This is a genomic window from Sulfitobacter sp. HGT1, assembly GCF_013282155.1.
Classification (GTDB): domain Bacteria; phylum Pseudomonadota; class Alphaproteobacteria; order Rhodobacterales; family Rhodobacteraceae; genus Sulfitobacter.
On the sequence record NZ_BLWI01000001.1, the window covers coordinates 1 to 21,474 of the forward strand.

Genomic DNA, 21,474 nt, shown 5'->3' on the forward strand with positions numbered 1-21,474 from the left:
TTTACTTGGGGAATGCGGGGTAAAGCCAAGGGTGAATGCCAAATTTATGCAGAAAAACAATGGGGAAATAGGCCTATAGGCATTTCCTATATCCTTTATAAAAACTTCGATATGTCGCGAGGCGTCTTCATCGCCCTAAGGTAATCCCAAGCAAAGTGCGCATTGTTTCGTGCTGCGGATATCTCGGGAGGGGATGGTCGGTGTCTATTAAACGTTGGTTGGGTAATCTTAGCCAAGAAAAAATCGTGCTTTTGATCACGGTGACATTGTTTGTCACCTTTTCCGTTTCGCTGAACGGATTCATCGGGGCAAACAACATACTGGCATTGCTCAGGAATGTCGCTGTATTGGGTATTCTCGGGCTGGGAATGCTTATTGTTGTCCTGGGGCGCGGCATTGATCTGTCGATGGTTGCGATCATGGCAATTTCGGTCGCATGGACAATCCAGCTTGTGGGCGAAGGTACGCCGTTGGGTCTGGCACTTGCCATGGGCTATGGATTTGCGCTGGCGATGAGCTGCATATCTGGCATCCTTGTCGCCTAAGCCGAAATTCCCGCAATTTTCGCAACGCTCGCGATGGGGACCTTTGTCTATGGTTTCGGCCGGGCGCATCTGATCACCGGGACGGATGTTGTCTATCTGCCCGCCAGCTTTGGCTGGGCCAGTCAAATCGGCCAGGGGCAGCTTTGGGGCATTCCAATTCCAATCATCTTGGCGGTCTGTCTGGCCTTTGTCGTGTTCCTGTTCCTGCGCTTTTCAAAGCACGGATGGAATACCTACAACATTGGCGACAACACGCCCGCTGCCCGCGTTACCGGTATTCCGGTCCGCCCGACGATGGTGATGCAATACATGATGAGCGGAACAGCCGCCTATCTGGCAGGCTTGATCACCGCAACCGCCGTTCAGTCGATGAATACGCGGATCGTGAATTCCAACATGATCTATGACGTCATCCTGATCGTTGTCCTTGGCGGTGTGAGCCTGTCGGGGGGGCGCGGCAACGTGCGCAATGTGATCGTCGGGACGCTGCTTATCGGCGTTCTCGTCAACGGGATGACCATCATGGACATCCAGTACACGATTCAGAACGTGATCAAGAGCTTGATCCTTCTGCTTGCCATTATTTCAGACAGCATAATCAACCCGCGTGATGAACAGACCGGTCAACAGGGCGACATCTAAAGACCCGCGGCAACGTCACTAACCCAATCAAACCAACCAGGAGGAAAATACTATGGAATGGAAAGTTCTTAAACATTCAATGAAATTGGCCACATTGGCGATCGGATTTTCAGGCGCTCTGTATGCGCAGGAAACCAACGATCCGTTCCGTGGCCCGGCGCTTGATGCTCTCGAAGGCAAGTGGGTTGCGTATCTGCCCATCTCAGCCGGTTTCGACCTTGCCCAAGCATGGGGCGGTGTCGTCAAGGAGGAAGCCGAGCGTTACGGGATGAAGTTTACCATCCAGGACCCGAACTGGTCGACGGATGCGATGGCTCAGGGGATGACGTCACTGATTGCCGAAGGGCCTGATGTGATCGTGACGCAGAACCCTGACACACAATCGCTGGCGCGACTGATGGTGCAGGCGAACCGTGCAGGCATCGCTGTCGTTCAGATGAATATGCAGGGTGCCGTTCAAACGGATGCCTTTGTCGGGCCTGACTATATTGCGATGGGGCGCCAGTTGGCAAATATGGCCATCGAGAAATGCGGCGGCGAAACCGATACGTCGCACAAGGTATCGATCGTGCAAGGCGTGATCACGGGCGGCGTAAGCTATTTCCAGGTTCAGGGCATTATGGAAGTGCTGAGCGAACGGGATGACATCGAAATCGTATCTAGCCAGGCCGCCGACTGGGACGCGTCCAAGGCGCGTGCGATCACAGAAACCGTGCTTCAGCAGCACCCCGATCTCTGCGCGATCCTGGACATGTGGGATGGTCAGGCCATCGGCACGGGTGCCGCGGTCAAGCAAGCAGGCCTTGCCGATACGGTTTCCGTTATCACCTCGGGTGGTGGTGCCGCCAGCACATGTGATTTGATCCGGGACGACACGTTTGATGTGGTCGTGAACTACGACGCACCGGGCATGGGCCGCGACGCCTGGACTGCGATCATGATCGCAATGCAGAACGGTGGCGGTGGCAAGATGAAGACGCAGGTCTTCTCGCCTACCTATGTCATGTCGAAGGACAATGTCGAATCCGCGTCCTGCTGGGACCCCGAGCAATACGCCGCGCGTCTACGTTAAGCCGCTCGCATAAAGACCAAAGCAGCGGCACAGGATGCCGCTGCTTTCCGGTCAAACCCGAACACGCCTCAACTCCCAGAAGTTTCATAAGAAAGTGACGCGCTATGTCATTGGCAAGCAGTATTAAAAAAGCCCGGTACCGCTGGCTTCCCGATCACGTTTTTGGCGAATTGCTCTCGAAGAGCTGGATCGACAACGCCATCCCATTCACAATTATGATTATTGTGGTCGGGGTTGTCGGGTCTTTGCTGCCCAATTTCTTTACTGGAAGTAATATCGGCATTCTGGCCCGCCAATATGGGGAACTTGCCCTTGTCGTTCTGGCGATGACCACTGTGATACTGGTCGGGGGGATCGACCTTTCGGTCGGGTCGAACTTTGCGCTCGGCAACTTCTTGATGCTGTACTTTCTCAACCTTGCGGATCTTCCGGTCGGGCTGGCTGCTGGCCTTGTTGTGCTCATCTGCGGATCGGTGGGATTGGTGAATGGCGTATTGATCGGCTATCTGAGGTTGCGGGCATTTCTTACAACGCTTGTGACGCTGATCATTGTGCGCGCCATCGTAGACCTTTTGCTGCTTGAATACGCCCAAGACATGTCGATGTCTTTTTACTCGTCTCCTCTTTGGGATCTGATGGGGCTGGGCAACGTTTCAATCTTTCCGTTCAGCTTTGTGATCCTGGTGATCGTCGCGGTCATCGCACATGTCATCTTTAGCCGGTCGGGGCCGGGCTGGCGTCTTCTGGCGATTGGTGGATCACGCCGGTCGGCCTATAATATGGGCCTGCCTGTGAAACGGATCGTTTGTCTGGCTTATGTCGTTTCGGGGATGTTGGTCGGTATGGCCGGCATTCTATACGCCGCCCGCCTGAGCGGTGCCGGCACAGACACCGGTCTTGGTCTCGAGGTCCTCGTGCTGACGGCAGCGATACTTGGGGGCAATTCCCTTGGCGGCGGTCGCGGTTCGGTGACCAAGGCCATGATGGGGGCGGTCACGGTGCTGGTGCTAACCAACGGTGTTCTGCGTCTTGGCCTTAACAGTGGTTCGGGGCCAATGGTGCTGGGGCTGGCATTGCTTTTCGCCGTGTTCGTCGACGTGCGCTGGATGAAAAACCGTCACAAGCTTTTGAACACGGTCTATGTGTCGCCCACTTTGATGGAGATGCCAGAGCCACGCACAACCGATGAGGGTCCGTTCAAGGTGAATGACCGCTTGTCCAAAGTCGACGTGATCGGTCTGGGAGACGTGGAAAGCCCCGAGGACGTTATCCTTGATGACGAGGATTACCTGTATTGCGGCAACCGCCACGGGGACATCGTCCGGTTTACACCGCCTGAATACAAGACCTACGAAATCTACGCCCATATCGGCGGTGCCCCCTTGGGTATGAGCTTTGATAAAGACGGGAACCTGTTGGTCTGCGTCGGTGGCATGGGGCTTTATATGGTCGCAAAGAAAGACAGAGCGGTCACCTTGGTGACAGACGAAACCAACCGGTCTTTCTTTTCCATCATCGACGACAGCCGCCTGCGTCTTGCGGATGATCTGGATGTTGCCCCAGACGGCAAGATCTATTTCTCTGAGGCGACGGTGCGCTACGAGATGCACGACTGGCCTGTCGATGCTTTGGAAAGCCGCGGCAATGGTCGTATCGTTTGCTATGATCCCAAAACCAAAAAGACACGGACTGTCGTGCGCAACTTGGTATTTCCCAACGGGGTTTGCACATCCCATGACGGTAAATCGATCTTGTTTGCGGAAAGCTGGGGCTGCCGGATCAACCGCTACTGGCTTGAGGGCCCCAAGAAAGGCACGGTTGAGGTGCTTGCCGACAAACTTCCCGGGTATCCCGATAACATCAACCGCGCGTCTGACGGCACCTATTGGGTCGCGATCATGGGGATGCGTTCGCCCGCGCTGGATCTGGCGCTTCGGATGCCCGATTTCAGACGTCGGATGGCGCGCCGCATGGCCGCTGATCAATGGCTGTTCCCCAACCTCAATATCGGTTGCGTTGCGCGCTTTGATGACGACGGAGAGATCATTGAATCCCTATGGGATCGCAAAGCTGCCAATCACCCGATGATTACATCCATGCGCGAGCACAAAGGCTGGCTGTATCTGGGGGGCATCACCAACAACCGTATCGGCCGTATTCGCCTTGAGGGGCAGAATAATCGCTGGACCGGATGGTCAAGCTATTGGGGCAAGAAATCGGGGGAAAACGCGTGAAACACTCTATGATTTCCCGTATCTTTGACAACCTCCTTGGGCGTGGATCCGCTGCGGTCACCGTCCCGCCGATGGATGGCGCGCTCAAGCCGAACAACCAGCTAGAGAACCTCCAACCCGGAATCCCGGCCGCTCAGGTGGATGATATCGTTGAGTGGAAAGGGGAGCCTCTTTGGTCAGACGGTGCCACGCTGGTTTCACGCTCGGGTGTTCAGGCAGAGCTGCCGTCGGTGATCACCGCCCTTGCCGCGCTGGATGATACATTGGTTGTGGCAACCCTTGACGATGGCCTCATTTTGCTTGGCGGTGATTACCAGAGGGCCGAAATCGCGTGGGCCACTCCGATCACAAATGTGACGGCAATATCGGTGGACCAAAGCTGCGATATTCTATTTTGCACCGGTTCACAGACAAATGCGCCCAACGAATGGCGGCGCGATCTGATGGAGACAAACCAATCGGGCATGATCGGTCGGGCCAATCCCAAGACCGGCGAGGTGCGCATCTTGGCGAAAAACCTTCGGTACCCGTCCGGGATCGCAACCACTGCCAGTGGGTCAATTGTTTACAGCGAAGCATGGGCATCTCACATCGTTGAAATGTCGGCAGACGGATCAAACGCGCAGATCATTTTTGACGAAATCCCAGGCTATCCCGGCCGCCTTTGCCGGCAGGAAAATGGCACCTTCTGGCTAAGTGTTTTTGCACCACGAAACCCCCTGATCGAATTCGTCTTGCGCGAACCGGCCTACCGCAAGGCAATGTTGCAAGAAGTCGCGCCCGAGTTCTGGATCGCACCGCATTTCTATAGCGGGAGATATTTCAACGAACCCATGCAGGGCGGGGCGCTCAAACAAATGGGGATCCTCAAGCCATGGGCACCGACCCGTTCATATGGCTTGGTCATAGAGTTGAGCAGCACCTTCATTCCTTTGCGCAGCTTTCACAGCCGAACAGGCGGGTCCCGCCACGGAATTACATCCGCATTGCAATCGGGGAACACACTTAGGATGGCCTGCCGCGGGAACGGCGAGATTCTGGAGATGCAACTGGTGGAAAAAGGAAAAGCGCTATGACCGTCCCTGTTGTAGAAATGTTGGACGTAACAAAAGAATTCCACGGAAATCCGGCGATCCGAAATGTCTCTTTTGATTTGCGCCCCGGTGAAATCCACTCTCTTTTGGGGGAAAACGGTGCAGGCAAGTCGACGCTGACAAAAATGATTGCAGGCGTACACGAGCCAACCAAAGGGCAGGTGCAATACCTTGGCAAGCCGGTCTCTTTCAGCAGTCCCCAAGAGGCGCTGGAGAATGGCATCGCGATGGTGTTTCAGGAAACCAATCTGGTGCCGTCTTTGACCGTGGCGCAGAACCTAGAACTGGGCAATGAAAAGCTGCTGAACCGGTTGCGCGGGCTTTACATATCGGCCCAACAATTCCTGCAATCCCTCAGCTTCGAAGTCGATCCAACGGCGCTTGTGTCCCAGCTTGGGGCGGCACAAAAACAAATGGTCGAAATCGCACGCGCCGTGCGCCACAACGCACGCGTTATCATTTTCGACGAACCCACCGCGACGCTTACCCCCGAAGAAAAGCACCACTTTTTCAATTTGGTCGAGCGTCTTAAAAACGATGGCGTATCCATCATCTTCATCAGCCACGCCCTTGAAGAGGCGTTGAATATTTCCGACCGGATTACGATTCTGCGCGACGGGATGCATGTGATCACGGATGATGCGTCAAATTTCGATCGCGACACGATCATTCAGCACATGGTCGGGCGAAACCTTACGGACGAGCTTTATGGCAAGGACAAGGTCAAAAGGCAGACGCGCCCCTTGGGAAAACGTGTGCTGTCGGTCCAAAACCTGTCGATGGGTTCTATGGTCAGGAATACGTCGTTTTCGGTTTTTGAGGGGCAGGTTACCGGGGTCTTTGGGTTGATCGGGTCCGGACGAACCGAAACATTCAAGATCGTCGCAGGCGTGAACAAACGCAATTTGTTCCATGGCGGAGAAGTGCGCCTTGATGGCAAGCCCGTGCGCTACCGCGTCCCGAGGCAGGCGATCCTTGACGGGATCGTCTACGTTACCGAAGACCGCAAGATCGAAGGCTTCTTTGAAACCAAGTCGATTGCCGAAAACATCTATTCGGGGCTGATCGGGGCTGATCTGAACCAGAAATCTGTGGTCAGCTATTCGGAAATGGCTGCGCTTGCCAAAACCTGGACGGATCGCCTGAACGTCAAAGCGATCGACAACAAATCGAAAGTGATCGAGCTTTCGGGCGGGAACCAGCAAAAGGTCGTTTTGGCCAAGGCCTTGGTTCAAAAACCCAAGTTGATTATTCTGGATGAACCCACGCGCGGCGTCGACGTTGGCGCAATCGCCGAAATTCACGAGCTGATCCATGAACTGGCCACATCCGGTTTGCCCGTGGTGGTGATCTCATCCTATTTGCCGGAAATCCTGAGCCTTTCCGACCGGATTCTGGTTTCCCGCCAAGGCCGCATCGTCGAGGAATTCTCGATTGACGACGCGACTGAAGAGCGGATCATGTATGCTGCTGTCCATTAGGGCCGCCGTGTCGATGTGACCCGGCAAGTGATGGATCAACGGACGCAGCAGGCATGATACCTTCTGCGTCCGGATGCCCGCCTTGAAATGCAGTCAGCTTTTACAAAGCGCAAAGACCTTATTTCTTGCCTACGTTTTCTTCAAAGGCGACCTTGAACGCTTCTTGCTTTTCGGGAGTGGCATCCGTCTGGTAGTTGGCTTTCCATTCATCCATCGTCATGCCGTAATACAGCTCGCGGGCCTCTTCTTTGCCCATCTCGATGCCGCGCTCGTTCGCGGCTTCTTGGTACCAGCGCGACAGGCAGTTGCGGCAAAATCCTGTGAGGTTCATCATGTCGATGTTCTGCACATCGGTGCGGTCTTGCATCAGGTGTTGTTGCAGGCGGCGAAAGGCGGCGGCTTGCAGTTCGATCTCGGTTTGTGTGGGCATGGTGTCTCTCCTGTTTGAGATCAAAGTTGGGTCTGGGCGAGCGTGGTTTCAAGGATGGGCGCCAAAAGCTCGGCCCAGGCCTGCTGGCCTTTGGCATCGGCAATCAGATCACTGCGCAGTTCAATCAGCACATTGGGCCGCCCCTGTTGAAGCGCGTGCCGGTCGATCGTGTCGCCGGGCAAATGGCCGCTATAGGGTTCATTGTCGCCCACTGTCAGGCCGGCTTCCTGCCGCAGCCGGTCCATCAGCGGGACGGCAAGGCGCGCGTCACGGGCGTATAGCACACCGATTTCCCACGGGCGCTTTGGCTTGCCGCGCAGTTGCGGGGTAAAGCTGTGGATTGAAACGATGACGGTCGCAGGGCGTGCGGCCAGTTTGGCCAGCGCATCGTGATAGGGGCGGTAGCAGGTGTTCAGCCGGTGTTCGCGTTCGCCATGGTCAGCGTTCCGGTTGGCTGGAATGATGGTCCCATCATAGAGCTTCATCAAAAGCGTCGGGTCGTCTTCGCCGCGGTTGGGGTCAATGACCAGACGCGAGAAATTGCTGAATATCGCGGGCCCGTTCAGCCGTTCGGCCAAGGCATGTGACACACCTGCCGCCCCGATATCATAGGCGATGTGGCGCTCCATGTCTGCGCCGTCCAGCCCCAGCGTCCCGCCCGCAATGCAGTCCGGAACCGTATTGGCGGCATGGTCGCAGATCACCAACCAGCGGCCGGGGCGATCCGCGCCATCAATCGAAAATGGGGTATAAGTCATATTGCTGAAACCTCTTGCGAGATATCTGTAGGCGAGGGACATGTGAATGAAAATCCGGCAGAACGCAGAAATTCGATGTTATCGCTAACACATTTGCTATCCACTCTGGGCTACACCCATGCTAGACAGGAAATAACAGGGATAAACTGCGGCCAAGAACCGGCCCAATCTGACGAAGGATGACGCACAAGATGAGACGCACACGCAATGTAAAAGTAGTCGCCACTTTGGGGCCAGCCTCGGACACACACGAGATGATATCGGCTTTGCATGCGGCGGGTGCGGATGTGTTTCGCCTGAACATGAGCCACGGCAGCCATGACGAAATCCGGATCAAGCACAAGATCATCCGCCAGATCGAAAAAGAAACCGGATCGACAATCGGGATTCTTGCCGACCTTCAGGGGCCAAAGCTGCGCGTTGGTGTGTTTTCGGGCGACAGTGAGCAGTTGGTCGAAGGTGCCTCCTTCCGCTTGGATTTGGACGAAGCCGAAGGCAATGCCGACCGCGTTTGTCTGCCCCACCCCGAGATTTTCCAGGCGTTGGAGCCCGGCGCAAGTCTTTTGGTCAATGACGGTAAAATCCGTCTCAAGGTCAAGGACTGCGGTCCCGACTTTGCCGATTGCGAGGTGGTTATCGGTGGTGTGATTTCCAACCGCAAAGGCGTGAACGTGCCTGATGTGGTGCTGCCGCTTGCCGCGCTGTCAGACAAGGACCGGGCGGATCTGGAATTTGTCTGCGACTTGGGTGTCGACTGGCTGGCGCTCAGCTTTGTGCAGCGTCCCGAAGATGTGCTTGAGGCGCGCGAGCTGTCAAAAGGGCGCGCCGCGTTGTTGTCCAAGATCGAAAAACCATCCGCCGTTGCGCGGTTCGATGATATCCTTGCGGTCAGTGACGGTATCATGGTTGCGCGTGGCGATCTGGGGGTTGAACTGCCCATCCAGAATGTTCCGCCGATCCAGAAACGGCTGGTGCGTAAATGTCGTGCGGCAGCCAAGCCGGTGATCGTTGCCACGCAGATGCTGGAATCGATGATCGAAAGCCCGATGCCGACTCGCGCAGAGGTCTCTGATGTTGCGACAGCGATTTACGAGGGGGCCGATGCGGTCATGTTGTCTGCTGAATCCGCCGCCGGAGCCTATCCGATCGAAGCGGTACGGACGATGAACAATGTCGCCACCGAAGTCGAGATGGACCCGACCTATACCCAGATCATCGAAGCGTCGCGTACCGCTGACCGGATGACCGTGGCTGATGGTATCGTTGCCGCCGCACGGGAAATTGCCGAAACCACAAACATCAAAGCGATCTGTTGTTTCACCCAAAGCGGCACCACGGCCCTGCTGATTGCCCGCGAACGGCCACGGGTGCCGATCATCGCGCTGACCCCGCTGGCCAAGACCGCAGGGCGTCTGACACTAAGCTGGGGCACCAATTGCGTTCTGACCGAACGGCTGGAGCGGTTCAAGATGGCCGTGGTCAGTGCGGCACGTGCCGCCCGCGAGGAAGGCTATGCCGAACCCGAAGATATGGTGGTGGTCGTGGCCGGTGTGCCGTTCAACGTGGAAGGCAGCACGAATATCTTGCGCGTGGCCCCTTGCGACGAACGTTTGATTTATAGTGCCGATCCGGAGTAGCGTTACCTAACGGAAATGAATTCTTCTTAGGGATGTGTGGAATATGGACTCTGATCTTGCTCTGGTTCTCGGTCTTGCCCTCGCTGCGTTGTCTGTTCCATCCATCGTTTCGGCGTTTTCCGACAGCCGCGCACCGCGTGCGTCTGTCTTGACCGTGCTGATTGCCGGGGGGTTGATTGTGTACGCGATCCGCAGCCATCCCGGCGGCTATGCGCTGGAGGATATTCCAGATGCCATCTTGCATGTGATCGCGCGCTACAGGTTCTGGTAGCGCTTTTACGCTTGCGATATTTTTCTGTCCGACCTATACGCCAGCTTCGTTCCGCGCGTCCGGCCCACGTGGCATGCCGAGTCGCGCATCTACCGAACTCAAGTCAAGGAGACGGAAATGCCCAAGATGAAGACCAAGTCGAGCGCTAAAAAGCGCTTTAAAGTATCGGCGACCGGTAAGGTCATCGGCAGTCAGGCCGGCAAGCAGCACGGCATGATCAAGCGGAGCAACAAGTTCCTGCGCAACGCACGCGGCACGACAGCATTGTCTGCGCCAGATGCAAAGATCATCAAGGGCTTCATGCCCTACGACCGCTAAGATAGGAGAGCCGATATGTCCCGTACAAAAGGTGGTGTCGTCACCCACGCCCGTCACAAAAAGGTAATTAAAGCAGCCAAAGGTTACTATGGCCGCCGCAAGAATACCTTTAAAGTCGCGCGTCAAGCCGTCGACAAAGCAAACCAATATGCAACCCGTGACCGCAAGAATCGCAAGCGCAACTTCCGCGCATTGTGGATCCAGCGGATCAACGCTGCCGTGCGCAGCCATGACGAAGCGCTGACATACAGCCGTTTCATCAATGGTCTGTCCCTTGCAGGCATCGAAGTAGACCGCAAAGTTCTGGCCGATCTGGCCGTGAACGAACCTGCGTCGTTCGGTGCGATTGTTAAGCAAGCACAAGACGCACTGGCCGCATAAGCGCCCTAGGCTTCTTAGAAGTTCGAAACGCCGCTCTGATATCAGGGCGGCGTTTTGCGTTTAAGGGTCCAGCGGCTTTTGGAATGCAGCCAGAAATGCACCGGTCAGCAGGATCGCCGCAGCCACCAGCAGGCCTGACCCGATATCGCCGGTCGCATCCCCGATGGCTCCGGCGGCAAAGGGGCCAACCGTCTGCGCAACCGCAAACACCACAGTGAACAGGCTCATCGTGGCGGCCCAGCTTTCAGGGGGCAGGTTCTGGCGGATGAAATTGGTGATCGCGCCGGGTGCCATGAACACGCACAACCCAAAGACAACGGCCGAGATCACGACGGCACCCCCAGCAGGCAGCACGACGGGCAGGGCGGACCCGATGGCGATACCCGTCAGGATCATCGCCAGTGGTCGCCCTGATTTATGCCGCGCAAAGACACCGCGCCAGACAAAGGGCGATAGGATAAGGGCCACGCCCAGGATGATCCAAACCCCGGCGATCAAACCAGCCGAGGCCTGTTGATCCGTCATCCATGCCCCCAGAAACGTCAGATACACGATGTAGCCCATGGCAAATCCCGCATAGCCGGCCAATTCGCGCCAGATACGGCGCAGCGCCAGCCCACCCGCCGCCGTGTTGCGCGACGCTGGTACATGCAGCGCACGGGCCGACCACAAGCCAAGCGGTGCTGCAATCACGCTGAGAATGCCAATGATGTACCAGCCAAAGCGCCAGGAGGACGGCCCCCAAGTCTCGAGCATCAGGGGCAGGGATGCGCCAGCCAGCATGATGCCAAGCCCGCCACCGGTGCCAAACAGGATCGCAATCGCAAGGGCGTTGCGCTTGGCGTCACCCGGAAACAGCCGTGCGGTCAAAACGCTGGCGGTGGAAAAAGACATCGCCCCGAATACCCCCGCCGCAATACGCCAGAACGTCTGCCAGCCCATCGTCGCCTCGTAACCTGTTGCCAGCAGGCTTAGCGTGGTGGCCACCAGCCCGAAACTGAACAGCCGCGACGGGGCGACCCGCCCGATCAACAGCAGCGTGAGTACCGCCCCCACAACATATCCCAACGCATTGGCCGTGTTCAGCCATCCGGCCTGCGCATAGGTCCAGCCCAATTCGGATTTCATCGCGGGCAGGATCAGACCGTAGGCAAACCGCGCAAAGCCGTTGGTGATCATCACACCCAGGGTCAGACCGGCCAATGCCAGCCACGGGCGATCAACGGGTCGGGGCAAGCCGGGGCTGTTTGGGGTGTCCGTCATCTGTGTCCTCCGACCTGTCGGGGTCACTATGTGCGCAGGGATCGGGCTGCACAAGCACGGCATCGGGTGGCGCTGCGACTTGTATTCGGGCATAATTCTGCTAGCACCAGCCAGAACAAAAGACATGAGGCAGATATGGACGACCTGAAAGCGAAATATCTGGGCCAGATCGCTGGTGCCGCCGACGAAGCCGCGTTGGAAGACATCCGTTTGACCGCCGTGGGTAAAAAAGGCGAAGTTGCGCTGAAAATGCGCGAGCTGGGCAAGATGACCCCCGAAGAACGCCAAACCGCTGGCCCCGCGCTGAACGCGCTCAAGGACGAGATCAATTCGGCGCTTGCCGCCAAGAAGGCCGCGTTGGGCGATGCCGCGCTGGATGAACGCCTGCGCAGTGAATGGCTGGACGTTACCCTGCCGACCCGTCCGACCCGTCAGGGCACGATCCACCCGGTCAGCCAGGTGACCGAAGAGGTCACCGCGATCTTTGCCGAGCTTGGGTTTTCCGTTGCCGAAGGGCCGCGTATCGACACCGACTGGTATAACTTTGACGCGCTGAACATCCCCGGCCACCACCCCGCCCGCGCCGAGATGGACACGTTTTACATGGCCCGCGCCGAGGGCGACGACCGCCCGCCGCATGTCTTGCGCACCCATACCTCGCCCGTGCAAATCCGCACGATGGAAGCACAAGGCGCGCCGCTGCGCATCATTTGTCCCGGCGGTGTGTACCGCGCCGATTACGACCAGACCCACACGCCGATGTTCCATCAGGTCGAAGGTCTGGCGATCGACAAAGACATCTCGATGGCGAACCTGAAATGGACGCTGGAAGAATTCTTTGCCGCGTTCTTTGAGGTCGACGGCATCAAAACCCGTTTCCGCGCCTCGCATTTCCCGTTCACCGAACCATCGGCCGAGGTCGACATCCAGTGTTCCTGGGTCGACGGCCAGTTGCGCATCGGCGAAGGCGACGGCTGGATGGAAGTCCTTGGGTCCGGCATGGTTCACCCAAAGGTGCTGCAAGCGGGTGGGATCGACCCGAACGACTGGCAGGGCTTTGCCTTTGGCATGGGGATCGACCGGATCGCGATGCTGAAATACGGCATCCCCGATCTGCGCGCCTTCTTTGATTCAGACCTGCGCTGGCTGCGCCACTATGGGTTTGCCAGCCTGGATCAGCCGAATTTGCATGGCGGTTTGAGCAGGTAAGCGGAAAGCGCGGCCCAAAAGGAACTGGCGGGGAGCGTTTCGCGTTCCCCACGGATTTAGTGACTTTCAAGGTTGGAGTGGCTTCATGATGCGCTGGTTGTTGTTTGTTCTGTTTCTGTTGCCAGCATTCGCTGCCCCCGCCTCCGCCCAAACCTGCGGCGGTGATATCCCCTGCAAGATCGGCGACCGCGAGTACAACATCCTGCTGCCCGATGACTGGGACGGGGTAACTCCTCTGCCAGTGATGATGCATTTTCACGCCTTCCTGCGGCGCGGCAAGACGGTGGTGAACCATCCGCGTATCGGGGTTGAGACGAAACCCCGTGGGGTCATGTTGATCGGCCCTTCAGCGCAGAACAGGGCGTGGCGGTTCTGGCAGGACGATCCGGCGGATATTGATTTTGCCGATGCGGTGCTGGCCGATGTGGCGAAACGCTATCCGGTGGATCAAAGCCAGATTTACATCTCGGGGTTTTCGTTCGGGGCGGCGATGGCGTGGCGCTATGCTTGTGCGCGCGGCGATAGGGTTGCGGGGCTGATGACCATGTCGGGCACGATCCCGCAGGCAACGACCTGTCCTAATCCGCCCAATCAGGTGCGCCATGTGCACGGCCTGAATGACATCTGGATGAGCCTGCCGCGTGGCCAGGGCCATGACGCCACCAATGCCGTTGCCCTGTGGCGCAAGGCGTTTCGCTGTGGCCAGGGGCGCATTTCCGAACATTGGTTGATCCGCGCTGGTACCCCCGCCACAAATATCGTTTGGGATAATTGCACTGCCGGTCGCAAAGTGACGCTGGATGTGCATTCAGGCGGGCATTTTATTCCGGAACGCTGGCTGGGTATCCAGCTGGATGATCTGATGGGGCGTGAATGACGCGCTAACCGCATTGAACCCGCGCAGATTAAGCGCTACGCCCTAGCCCAAGCATTTGCACGAGGATTGACCCGATGAAATTCACACTCTCTTGGCTAAAGGATCATCTCGACACCACGGCGTCGATTGATGAAATCACCTATGCGTTGACCGATCTGGGTCTTGAGGTTGAAGGCGTTGAAGATCGCGGTGCCAAGCTGGCGGATTTCACCCTAGGCTATGTCAAATCAGCCGAGAAGCACCCGGATGCCGACCGTCTGCGCGTCTGTCAGGTGGACACGGACGAGGGCGTTCAGCAGATTATTTGCGGTGCCCCCAATGCCCGCGAAGGGATCACGGTGGTTGTTGCCAAGCCGGGCGTCTATGTGCCGGGTATCGACACGACGATTGGTGTCGGCAAAATCCGTGGCATCGAAAGCTTTGGCATGATGGCCTCCGAGCGCGAGCTGGAACTGTCCGAAGAGCATGACGGCATTATCGAGCTGCCATCGGGCAATGTCGGTGATCGCTTCATCGACTGGCTTGCCGAAAATGATCCTGCCAAGGTCGATCCGGTGATCGAGATCGCGATTACCCCCAACCGCCCCGATGCGTTGGGCGTGCGCGGTATTGCGCGTGATCTGGCGGCCCGTGGTCTGGGCACATTGAAAAAACGCGACACGCCTGCGGTCGAGGGCATGTTCCCTTGCCCGATCAGCGTTTCCATCGACGAAGACACGCTGGATCAATGCCCGGTGTTTTACGGTCGCGTGATCCGTGGCGTGAAAAACGGCCCGTCGCCCGTCTGGTTGCAAGATGCATTGCGGGCCATCGGGTTGCGCCCGATTTCGTTCCTTGTCGATGTGACCAACTTCTTTACCTATGACCGCAACCGTCCTTTGCACGTCTTTGATGCAGACAAGGTTGCCGGAAACATGCTGCGCGTTCATCGTGCCAAAGGCGGCGAGACCCTGATGGGTCTGGACGACAAGGAATACACATTTACCGAAGGCATGACGTTGATCTCGGACGCTGAAAAGGTCGAAAGCATCGCGGGTGTCATGGGCGGAGCCGAGACCGGCTGTTCCATGGATACCGTGAATGTCTTTGTCGAAGCGGCGTATTTCGATCCGGTGCGCACCGCCTATACCGGTCGCGCGCTCAAGATCAATTCGGATGCACGGTATCGTTTCGAGCGCGGTATCGACCCTGAATGGACGCCTTACGCGATTGAACATGCCACGCGGATGATCCTTGATAATGCAGGCGGCGAAGCGTCCGAAGTTGTGGTCGCTGGCAAGGTGCCTGATTTCTCGCGGGCATATAAGCTGGATGCAGCGCGGGTGCAGTCGCTTGTTGGCATGACCATTTCCGAAGCCGACCAGCGCAAGACATTGACATCGCTTGGCTTCCGCCTTGAAGGCAATATGGCGCATGTGCCCAGCTGGCGCCCCGATGTGCAGGGCGAGGCCGATCTGGTCGAAGAAGTCGCGCGCATTGCATCCCTGACCAAGCTGGAAGGGCGTCCCTTGCCGCGTCTGACGGCGGGTATTCCCAAGCCGGTTCTGTCACCGATGCAGCGCCGCGAGGCCGCAGCCCGCAGGGCTTGTGCCGCCTTGGGGTATAATGAATGCGTTTCCTATAGCTTTATCGATCAGCCTTCTGCTGCGTTGTTCGGTGGCGGCACCGATGAAACCCGTCTGGAAAACCCGATCAGCAATGACATGAGCCACATGCGCCCGGCCTTGCTGCCCGCGTTGTTGCAGGCGGCTGCACGCAATCAGGCACGCGGTTTCCCTGACATGGCCCTGTTCGAGGTCGGTCCGGTGTTCACCGGTGGCGAACCCGGCGAGCAGCACATGCAGATCAGTGGCGTATTGGTCGGGCGTACCGGTCCGAAGGATGTGCATGGCGCGTCCCGCCCTGTCGATGTGTTCGACATCAAAGCCGATATCGAAGCGGTGCTTTCTGCCATCGGCGCACCCGCCAAGGTGCAGATCAACCGCAACGGTGCCGAATGGTGGCATCCGGGTCGTCATGGTCAGATCTGTCTCGGCCCGAAAAAGGTGCTGGGTGTGTTTGGTGAAATTCACCCTCGCGTATTGGCCGCACTGGATGTCAAAGGCCCTGCCATGGGCTTTACCATCTGGCCCGCCGAGGTGCCTTTGCCGCGCAAGTCCGGTGCGACGCGTCCTGCGTTGAAAACCAGCAGCTTGCAGGCGGTTGAGCGCGATTTCGCATTCGTCGTGGATGCCGACATTGACGCGATCACCTTGGTGAACGCGGCGATGGGTGCGGATAAGGCGTTGATCGACGATGTCCGCGTGTTCGATGAATTCATCGGCGGCGCGTTAGGCGAGGGCAAGAAATCTCTGGGCCTGACCGTGCGGATGCAGCCAACCGATAAAACGCTGAAAGATGCCGATATCGAAGCGGTCGGGGCCAAGGTCATCGAGAAAGTCACCAAAGCCACAGGCGGTGTTCTGCGCGGCTAAAGGGAGTAATTCGATATGACGTTGAATGTATATCTGTCCGGTGAAATCCACACGGATTGGCGCGAACAGATCATCGACGGCGCGTCCGGTCTGGATGTCAGCTTTGACGGGCCTGTTACCGATCACGCTGCCAGTGATGATTGCGGCGTTGCCATCATGGGGGCCGAAGCGGACAAGTTTTGGCATGACCGCAAAGGCGCGCAGCTGAACGCGATCCGCACGCGCAAGGGCATCGAAATGGCCGACGTGGTCGTTGTCCGGTTCGGGGATCAGTACAAACAGTGGAACGCCGCTTTTGATGCGGGCTATGCGGCTGCACTGGGCAAATCGCTGGTTATTCTGCATGGCCCCGATCATGCTCACGCCCTCAAGGAAGTGGATGCCGCAGCGCTGGCTGTTGCCCAAGAACCCGCTCAGGTTGTTCAGATCTTGCGCTATGTCTTGACCGGAAAGCTGCCCGAATAGCCCCTATTAGGGGTTGAAACGGGAGAATGGGCAATTTTACCCTCGATTTTGCACGTTTGGTGAATATTATGCTCGCTATTAGCACAACCTGTGCTAACGGGCTGCAATGAAGCGCTCACAATGTAAGGGCGCAAATAAAACAACGAGGGACACGCTATGCTTCAAGAATTTAAGGACTTCATTGCCAAGGGCAATGTTATGGATCTGGCCGTTGGTATCATCATCGGTGCCGCGTTCACTGCGATCGTAAGCTCGCTGGTAAGCGACCTGATCAACCCAATCATCGGCCTGGTCTTGGGCGGCGCTGACTTTACCAGCCTCTATGTTGCTCTGTCCGGTGATGTGCCGGCTGGCGTTGGCCTTGATGCCGCACGCGAAACAGGTGCAGCGATCTTTGCTTACGGCGCGTTCATCACTGCCTGCATCAACTTCCTGATCATCGCATTTGTTGTGTTCATGCTGGTTAAGGCCGTGAACAAACTGAAATCCGCAGCAGAGAGCCCACAGGAAGTCGCGCCAGAAGTCGATACCGGCCCATCCGAGCTGGACGTTCTTCTGCAAATCCGCGACTCGCTCGCCAAGAAGTAATTTCGTCAACTTCGGACGGAAACAAAAAAGGCTCGCAGTCACCTGCGGGCCTTTTGCGTTCCAGTGCCGATGGATTAACCGGCAATCGCCTCGTCGGCCGTGATGTAGCTCATGCCAAGCGCTTCGCCGACGGCCGCATAGGTCAGCTGGCCCTCATGCACGTTCAGGCCCGCCTTGAGATGCGCATCGTCTGAACAGGCTTTCTTCCAGCCCTTATTGGCCAGCGACAGCATGAAGGGCATCGTCGCATTGCCAAGGGCAATCGTTGACGTGCGTGCAACCGCACCCGGCATGTTGGCAACGCAATAGTGCATAATGCCGTCGACGTCGTAAATCGGGTCATGGTGTGTGGTGGCTTTGGATGTTTCAAAGCAGCCACCCTGGTCAATGGCCACATCGACCAGCACCGCGCCGGGCTTGAGCTCGGACAGTTGTGCGCGGCTGATCAGTTTCGGGGCAGCTGCACCCGGGATCAGCACGGCACCGACGATCATGTCGGCTTCGCGGGCCAGTTCGATTGTGTTGCCCGCAGACGCATAAGACGTGTTGAACACGCCGCCAAAGACATCGTCCAGATAGCGCAAACGCGGCAGGGAACGGTCAAGCACGGTAACATCCGCACCCATGCCCGCGGCAATCCGCGCGGCATGTGTACCAACAACGCCGCCGCCAATCACAACAACCCGCGCAGGACCAACGCCAGGAACGCCGCCCATCAATACGCCGCGTCCGCCATTCGCCTTTTGCAGGGTCCATGCGCCAACCTGTGGGGCCAAGCGGCCCGCAACTTCGGACATCGGGGCCAGCAAGGGCAGGCCACCACTGCGGTCTGTGACGGTTTCATAAGCAATGCAGGTCGCACCGGAAGCCAGCAGGTCTTTGGTCTGCTCAGGGTCGGGGGCAAGGTGCAGGTAGGTGAACAGGATTTGCCCTTTGCGCAGCATCTTCCGCTCGACGGCTTGGGGTTCCTTGACCTTAACGATCATGTCGGCGGTTTCGAATACTTCAGCGGCGGTGGCGATGATCGAGGCACCTGCGTCGATATAGGCGGCATCGTCAAAACCGGCACCAACACCGGCACCTGTTTCAATGATAACTTCGTGGCCGTGGTTTGCGGCCTCGAAGGCGGCATTCGGCGTCATACCGACGCGAAATTCCTGTGGCTTGATCTCTTTTGGGCAACCGATTTTCATGGGGTATTTCCTAGGTTATGGGCTCTTGCAAATAATATAATCCGAAAAAAACGAAATTTGGCACCGATTATGGGTCGCGTTTTGATGATAAGTTAGAATAAAACACGGTGAATTAGACAAATAGCGAGAGAGTATTGCGCAGATGGCCCTTGATGACATTGACCGCCGCATTCTGACTGCCCTTCAACGCAAAGGGCGGATGTCGAATTCAGATCTTTCAGAGCAGGTGCATTTGTCGCCTTCCGCATGCCACAGGCGCGTGCAACAACTTGAAACAGACGGATATATTCAGGGGTATGTCGCCCTGCTGAACGCCCGAAAGATGGGGGTTCCGACCACAGTTTTCGTCGAGATCACGTTGCAGGGGCAAGCCGATGAAGTCCTCGATTCGTTCGAAAAAGCGGTGTCGCTGATACCAGCCGTGCTTGAGTGCCATTTGATGGCTGGTTCTGCGGATTATTTGTTGAAAGTGGTCGCCGAAGACACCGAAGATTTCGCGCGTATCCACCGTCAATTTCTGGCCCGTCTGCCAGGTGTGGGGCAGATGCAATCCAGCTTTGCCTTGCGCACGGTCCGCAACACCACCGCCTTGCCGGTCTGACCGGCGGCGTGTTGATCTGCGTCAATGCGTGGGATCTCTAAAGGCTTAACATGATTGTATAATCCTAAAGGAGAATCGACAATGATCGACGTCAAATCTGGAACGCAGGAAGGCCTGCTAGAGGTGCATATGTCAGCACCCATCACCGACAAAGACTATGCCGATGTGCTGATGCCAGCCATTGATGCGGCCCTCGCCAAAGGGGAAAAATTGCGCATGTTGGTGGTCATGAATGCGGACCTGACCGACTTTACCATGGGGGCGTTGTGGGACGACGCAAAGCTGGGAATCGGTAACTGGCGTGGATTCGAGCGAATCGCCATCGTGACAGCCAACAAAGCGATGACCCGACTGGTGCGCGCCTTCTCTATTTTGATGCCTTGTCCGGTGTCGGTGTTCGGAAAATGGCACGAAGACGAGGCCCGACTGTGGCTTTTCGAGTCACTTGGGGCGATTCACCAGACCGATTTGGGTGCCGGTGCGCTGCATCTTGAAATGTTGGGCAAGATCGACGCCGATGTTTACGCATCGGAGACCGAAGATCTGAACGCGTTTGTGCGCAAGAACGACCGCTTTCGCCTGCTGTTGGACATCAGACGCTTTGACGGCTGGCAGGGTTTGGGCGCAATGGCGTCGCATTTCAAGCTTGTGCGCGACCACGTAGGCCAGTTGGACCGCGCCGCAATCGTCGGAGAATCGAAGTGGGAGGCGATGGTTGTTCAGGTGGTCAAACGTCTGGTCGGCAAAGAGGCGCGGTATTTCGACAAGAACGACTTTGAGGCGGCCAAGGCCTGGATCACCGCCGACTGAAACCGGTTAGATAGAAAATCCGTCAGACAAAATAAAACCCCCGGCACCTGATGGTATCGGGGGTTCGTATTCTTATGCGTCGCTTGGAATGATTTACATCATACCTTCGCGCTGCAATTTTTTCCGCGCCAGTTTCCGGGAACGGCGGATCGCTTCGGCTTTCTCGCGTGCTTTTTTGACGGAAGGTTTCTCGAAATGCTGCTTAAGCTTCATTTCACGAAACACACCTTCGCGCTGAAGTTTTTTCTTCAGGGCGCGCAGCGCTTGATCGACGTTGTTATCGCGAACACTAACCTGCATGTGGTTTTCACCACCTTTCTAGTTTGAAGTTGCAAGGATTTGCAGGAACTGGCCATATAGCAACGAAGACCTATATTGTCTAGTGCAAAGCCATTGACCGCTAAGGAGGCCCGCCATGACCGAAACCACCCAAAACCCCAAGGATCAACTGCTGGAAGCCGCATTAATGCATGTTCCTTTTGATGGTTGGTCAGAGGCGACATTTCAGGCCGCCATCGCGGATACAGGTGTTGATTCGACCATTGCCCGCGCCGTTTGCCCCCGTGGGTCGGTTGATCTGGCTGTCGCCTTTCACAAGCAGGGCGATGCCAAGATGCTTGAGCGGATGAAATCCGAAGACCTGAGCGAGATGAAATTCCGCGACAAGATCGCTGCAATGGTCAGGTTCCGCCTTGAGGTGGTGACGGACAAGGAAGTCGTGCGGCGTGGGACGACCCTGTTTGCCTTGCCCCAACATGCCCCCGATGGTGCCAAGCTGGTTTGGGGCACATGCGATGCCATATGGGATGCCTTGGGCGATACGTCAGATGATGTAAACTGGTATACGAAACGGGCAACGCTTAGTGCGGTCTATTCCGCTACCGTGTTGTTCTGGTTGGGCGACACCAGCGACGGCCATCAAGCAACATGGGAATTCCTCGACCGTCGCATTGAAAACGTGATGCAGATCGAAAAGCTAAAGGCGCAGGTGAACAACAGCCCGACATTGAGCAGGCTTATGGCGGGCCCGAACTGGCTGCTGTCCCATGTAAAAGCGCCGAACCGGTTGCCCAAAATGAATCTGCCGGGCAGTTGGACCAGCCCGCGGCGCTAGGCTGGCTTCACACTGAC

23 protein-coding genes are annotated in these 21,474 nt (G+C 57.0%); 18 read left to right on the top strand and 5 right to left on the bottom strand.

The window, feature by feature from the left end:
* Positions 1 to 245 precede the first annotated feature (245 nt).
* The 6 genes from HGT1_RS18200 (at position 246) to HGT1_RS00025 (ending at position 7,068) form a co-directional block, all read left to right on the top strand.
* Positions 246 to 545, top strand: a complete 300-nt coding sequence (locus tag HGT1_RS18200) for a hypothetical protein (protein WP_217902959.1) — start codon at positions 246 to 248, stop codon at positions 543 to 545.
* A gap of 33 nt (positions 546 to 578) precedes the next feature.
* Positions 579 to 1,187: an ABC transporter permease gene (locus tag HGT1_RS18205; RefSeq protein WP_255200043.1), complete on the top strand. Its 609-nt coding sequence runs from the start codon at positions 579 to 581 to the stop codon at positions 1,185 to 1,187.
* A 52-nt stretch (positions 1,188 to 1,239) separates the two neighbouring features.
* Positions 1,240 to 2,259: a sugar ABC transporter substrate-binding protein gene (locus HGT1_RS00010; RefSeq protein WP_176247930.1), complete on the top strand. Its 1,020-nt coding sequence runs from the start codon at positions 1,240 to 1,242 to the stop codon at positions 2,257 to 2,259.
* Positions 2,260 to 2,363: 104 nt separating this feature from the next.
* Positions 2,364 to 4,493: an SMP-30/gluconolactonase/LRE family protein gene (locus HGT1_RS00015; protein ID WP_176247931.1), complete on the top strand. Its 2,130-nt coding sequence runs from the start codon at positions 2,364 to 2,366 to the stop codon at positions 4,491 to 4,493.
* Positions 4,490 to 5,569, top strand: a complete 1,080-nt coding sequence (locus HGT1_RS00020; RefSeq protein ID WP_176247932.1) for a strictosidine synthase — start codon at positions 4,490 to 4,492, stop codon at positions 5,567 to 5,569. The genes HGT1_RS00015 and HGT1_RS00020 overlap by 4 nt, the downstream gene beginning before the upstream one ends.
* On the top strand, positions 5,566 to 7,068 hold the full coding sequence (locus tag HGT1_RS00025; protein ID WP_176247933.1) for a sugar ABC transporter ATP-binding protein: 1,503 nt from the start codon (positions 5,566 to 5,568) through the stop codon (positions 7,066 to 7,068). Before HGT1_RS00020 ends, HGT1_RS00025 begins: the two co-directional genes overlap by 4 nt.
* 118 nt (positions 7,069 to 7,186) lie before the next feature.
* Here the strand turns inward: HGT1_RS00025 and HGT1_RS00030 are convergent, their stop codons facing one another.
* Positions 7,187 to 7,498 (bottom strand): DUF1244 domain-containing protein, encoded by a 312-nt coding sequence (locus HGT1_RS00030; RefSeq protein ID WP_176247934.1) that lies wholly within the window; start codon positions 7,496 to 7,498, stop codon positions 7,187 to 7,189.
* Between the two features lie 20 nt (positions 7,499 to 7,518).
* Positions 7,519 to 8,256, bottom strand: a complete 738-nt coding sequence (locus tag HGT1_RS00035) for an N-formylglutamate amidohydrolase (protein ID WP_176247935.1) — start codon at positions 8,254 to 8,256, stop codon at positions 7,519 to 7,521.
* A 191-nt stretch (positions 8,257 to 8,447) separates the two neighbouring features.
* On the opposite strand from HGT1_RS00035, the gene pyk reads away from it, so the two are divergent.
* From pyk to rplT, 4 genes are all read left to right on the top strand, one after another.
* Positions 8,448 to 9,893, top strand: coding sequence for a pyruvate kinase (gene pyk, locus HGT1_RS00040; protein ID WP_176247936.1), 1,446 nt, complete (start codon positions 8,448 to 8,450; stop codon positions 9,891 to 9,893).
* 43 nt (positions 9,894 to 9,936) lie between these two features.
* Positions 9,937 to 10,164: a hypothetical protein gene (locus HGT1_RS00045; RefSeq protein ID WP_176247937.1), complete on the top strand. Its 228-nt coding sequence runs from the start codon at positions 9,937 to 9,939 to the stop codon at positions 10,162 to 10,164.
* 117 nt (positions 10,165 to 10,281) lie between these two features.
* Positions 10,282 to 10,482: a 50S ribosomal protein L35 gene (gene rpmI / locus HGT1_RS00050; RefSeq protein ID WP_008228149.1), complete on the top strand. Its 201-nt coding sequence runs from the start codon at positions 10,282 to 10,284 to the stop codon at positions 10,480 to 10,482.
* A 15-nt stretch (positions 10,483 to 10,497) separates the two neighbouring features.
* The gene (gene rplT / locus HGT1_RS00055; protein WP_176247938.1) at positions 10,498 to 10,863 is read left to right on the top strand and encodes a 50S ribosomal protein L20; all 366 of its coding nucleotides are present in this window, start codon (positions 10,498 to 10,500) and stop codon (positions 10,861 to 10,863) included.
* A 60-nt stretch (positions 10,864 to 10,923) separates the two neighbouring features.
* Here rplT and HGT1_RS00060 read toward each other — a convergent pair whose 3' ends face one another.
* Entirely contained in the window at positions 10,924 to 12,126 is a 1,203-nt protein-coding gene (locus HGT1_RS00060; RefSeq protein WP_176247939.1) for a YbfB/YjiJ family MFS transporter, read from the bottom strand.
* Positions 12,127 to 12,261: 135 nt separating this feature from the next.
* Between HGT1_RS00060 and pheS the strand changes: the two genes are divergently transcribed.
* From pheS to mscL, 5 genes are all read left to right on the top strand, one after another.
* Positions 12,262 to 13,335 (top strand): phenylalanine--tRNA ligase subunit alpha, encoded by a 1,074-nt coding sequence (pheS, locus tag HGT1_RS00065; protein ID WP_176247940.1) that lies wholly within the window; start codon positions 12,262 to 12,264, stop codon positions 13,333 to 13,335.
* 85 nt (positions 13,336 to 13,420) lie between these two features.
* Complete coding sequence (locus HGT1_RS00070; protein WP_176247941.1) at positions 13,421 to 14,212, top strand: PHB depolymerase family esterase; 792 nt, start codon at positions 13,421 to 13,423, stop codon at positions 14,210 to 14,212.
* Between the two features lie 74 nt (positions 14,213 to 14,286).
* The gene (gene pheT / locus HGT1_RS00075; protein ID WP_176247942.1) at positions 14,287 to 16,686 is read left to right on the top strand and encodes a phenylalanine--tRNA ligase subunit beta; all 2,400 of its coding nucleotides are present in this window, start codon (positions 14,287 to 14,289) and stop codon (positions 16,684 to 16,686) included.
* Between the two features lie 15 nt (positions 16,687 to 16,701).
* Positions 16,702 to 17,151: a YtoQ family protein gene (locus HGT1_RS00080; protein WP_176247943.1), complete on the top strand. Its 450-nt coding sequence runs from the start codon at positions 16,702 to 16,704 to the stop codon at positions 17,149 to 17,151.
* 156 nt (positions 17,152 to 17,307) lie between these two features.
* Positions 17,308 to 17,739 carry a large conductance mechanosensitive channel protein MscL gene (mscL, locus tag HGT1_RS00085; protein WP_176247944.1) on the top strand — a complete coding sequence of 144 codons (432 nt, stop codon included), beginning with the start codon at positions 17,308 to 17,310 and terminating at the stop codon, positions 17,737 to 17,739.
* Positions 17,740 to 17,813: 74 nt separating this feature from the next.
* Here the strand turns inward: mscL and ald are convergent, their stop codons facing one another.
* On the bottom strand, positions 17,814 to 18,932 hold the full coding sequence (ald, locus tag HGT1_RS00090; protein WP_176247945.1) for an alanine dehydrogenase: 1,119 nt from the start codon (positions 18,930 to 18,932) through the stop codon (positions 17,814 to 17,816).
* A gap of 142 nt (positions 18,933 to 19,074) precedes the next feature.
* Between ald and HGT1_RS00095 the strand changes: the two genes are divergently transcribed.
* Positions 19,075 to 19,533 carry an Lrp/AsnC family transcriptional regulator gene (locus HGT1_RS00095; protein WP_176247946.1) on the top strand — a complete coding sequence of 153 codons (459 nt, stop codon included), beginning with the start codon at positions 19,075 to 19,077 and terminating at the stop codon, positions 19,531 to 19,533.
* 81 nt (positions 19,534 to 19,614) lie between these two features.
* A complete protein-coding gene (locus tag HGT1_RS00100) occupies positions 19,615 to 20,343 on the top strand; it encodes an STAS/SEC14 domain-containing protein (RefSeq protein ID WP_176247947.1) in 729 nt (242 codons plus the stop codon).
* A 93-nt stretch (positions 20,344 to 20,436) separates the two neighbouring features.
* On the opposite strand, the gene rpsU is transcribed toward HGT1_RS00100, so the two are convergent.
* Entirely contained in the window at positions 20,437 to 20,643 is a 207-nt protein-coding gene (gene rpsU, locus HGT1_RS00105; protein WP_176247948.1) for a 30S ribosomal protein S21, read from the bottom strand.
* A 115-nt stretch (positions 20,644 to 20,758) separates the two neighbouring features.
* Between rpsU and HGT1_RS00110 the strand changes: the two genes are divergently transcribed.
* The gene (locus HGT1_RS00110; RefSeq protein ID WP_176247949.1) at positions 20,759 to 21,457 is read left to right on the top strand and encodes a COQ9 family protein; all 699 of its coding nucleotides are present in this window, start codon (positions 20,759 to 20,761) and stop codon (positions 21,455 to 21,457) included.
* Positions 21,458 to 21,474 lie beyond the last annotated feature (17 nt).